Origin of the sequence: Vibrio sp. 10N.247.310.17, from assembly GCF_041466605.1 — a bacterium.
GTDB classification, from domain to species: Bacteria; Pseudomonadota; Gammaproteobacteria; order Enterobacterales; family Vibrionaceae; genus Vibrio; species Vibrio tasmaniensis_A.
In genome coordinates, this window is record NZ_JBFSTC010000213.1 from 1 (window position 1) to 1,622 (window position 1,622).

The following is a 1,622-nucleotide window of genomic DNA, read 5'->3' on the forward strand; positions in this document are numbered from 1 at the left end:
TAAAGCCTTATATACCAAGCGTTAACGGCACGATTTTAGTATAATCAATGCCATGGAAAAGACGCCAAATATCAACCCAGAAAGCCAAGATATTGCCGAGCTACAAGCGATGGTGAAAGCCCTGATGCTCTCGCAAGAGCAGAAGGAATCGCAATGGCAACAAGAGCGCCAATCGCTGCTTGAACAACTCAAACTCGCCTTCGACCGCCAGTTCGCTAAACGCTCGGAGGCGTTAAAGCCTTACGATGAATCACAAGGTGACCTCTTCAACGAAGCGGAATGTGAAGCCGTTAAAGAAGACGAGGTTGAGGTAACAACCACAACGAAAAAGCGCGGTAAACGTAAACTTCTGCCTAAGACCTTACCTCGTGAGGTTATCGAACTCGATGTAGACGACCATGAAAAGCAGTGCGCTTGCTGCAATCATAGCCTGCATAAAATCGGGGAAGACCGCAGCGAGAAGCTAGAGTTCACGCCTGCGGTACTCAAGGTGTTGGAATATGTTCGCCCTAAGTACGCTTGCCGCCAGTGCGAGAAAACAGGCGACAGCAGCCATATCGTTCAGAAGCCATCCCCTCAGAGTCTCATCCCTAAAAGCTTCGCCACAGAAAGCTTGCTGGCCAACATCATTCTTGGCAAATACCAGTATGCGATGCCACTTTATCGCCAAGAATCGCTGTTTACCCAGTCGGGTATCGAGTTATCACGCACCACCATGGCAAGGTGGGTTATCCAAGTCAGCGAGAAGTTCGCCCCGCTGTATGCCGCCTTGAAGAAGTACCTACTTCAGCAAGTGGTGGTTCAGGCGGATGAAACGCCGCTCAATGTGCTCAAGGAAGAGAAGAAGTGTTATATGTGGCTCTACTGCTCGGGCGCTGACTCGCCCGAAGCCGCACTGCCTAATGTGAAAAATATTGCCTTGTACGACTACCAAAACAGTCGCGCGAGGGCGTGTCCCGTGGAATTTTTATGTAACTACAACGGTTATCTACAAACCGATGGCTACGCGGCTTATGATGGTCTGCATCAAGTCACTAATGTGGGGTGCTTAGCGCATGCTCGGCGCAAGTTCATGGATGCGAAGAAGCTTCAAGGGAAAGGTAAATCGGGCAAGGCTGATAAGGCGCTGGCTAAAATCCAAAAACTCTACGGGATAGAATCACGCTTAAAAGGTGCGCCTGCCGAAGAGCGAAAAGCAGAGCGTCAAGCGTATGCCAAGCCGATACTGGATGAGCTTTATCAATGGATGACAACCCAGAAGGTGATAGGCTCTAGCCCACTAGGCAAAGCGATAAAATACACGCTCGGGCAGTGGTCAAAGCTCATTCGTTATATCGACGATGGTCACTTATCTATTGATAATAATCGCGCTGAACGCGCAATTAAACCACTGGTCATTGGCAGGAAGAACTGGCTGTTCTCTAATACACCAAACGGTGCTGATGCGAGCGCGATGCTTTACAGCATCATCGAGACCGCGAAAGCCAACGGCCTTATTCTTTACGACTACATGGTCAAGTGCATGAAAGAGTTGGCGAAAGCAGAGCCTGATATCGACGCACTCCTACCTTGGAACTTCAAACACTGACAAGTCGCCCCGTGGGTTCGTGGGGCGGATACAG

At 49.8% G+C, this 1,622-nt stretch carries 1 protein-coding gene; it reads left to right on the forward strand.

What is annotated here, in order from left to right:
• Positions 1-52: 52 nt before the first annotated feature.
• Complete coding sequence (tnpC, locus tag AB6D80_RS24920) at positions 53-1,588, forward strand: IS66 family transposase (RefSeq protein ID WP_372189918.1); 1,536 nt, start codon at positions 53-55, stop codon at positions 1,586-1,588.
• Positions 1,589-1,622 lie beyond the last annotated feature (34 nt).

Coding starts and splice junctions, on each gene's coding strand:
- tnpC (WP_372189918.1), top strand. CDS start 53: ATGGAAAAGACGCCAAATATCAACCCAGAAAGCCAAGATATTGCCGAG.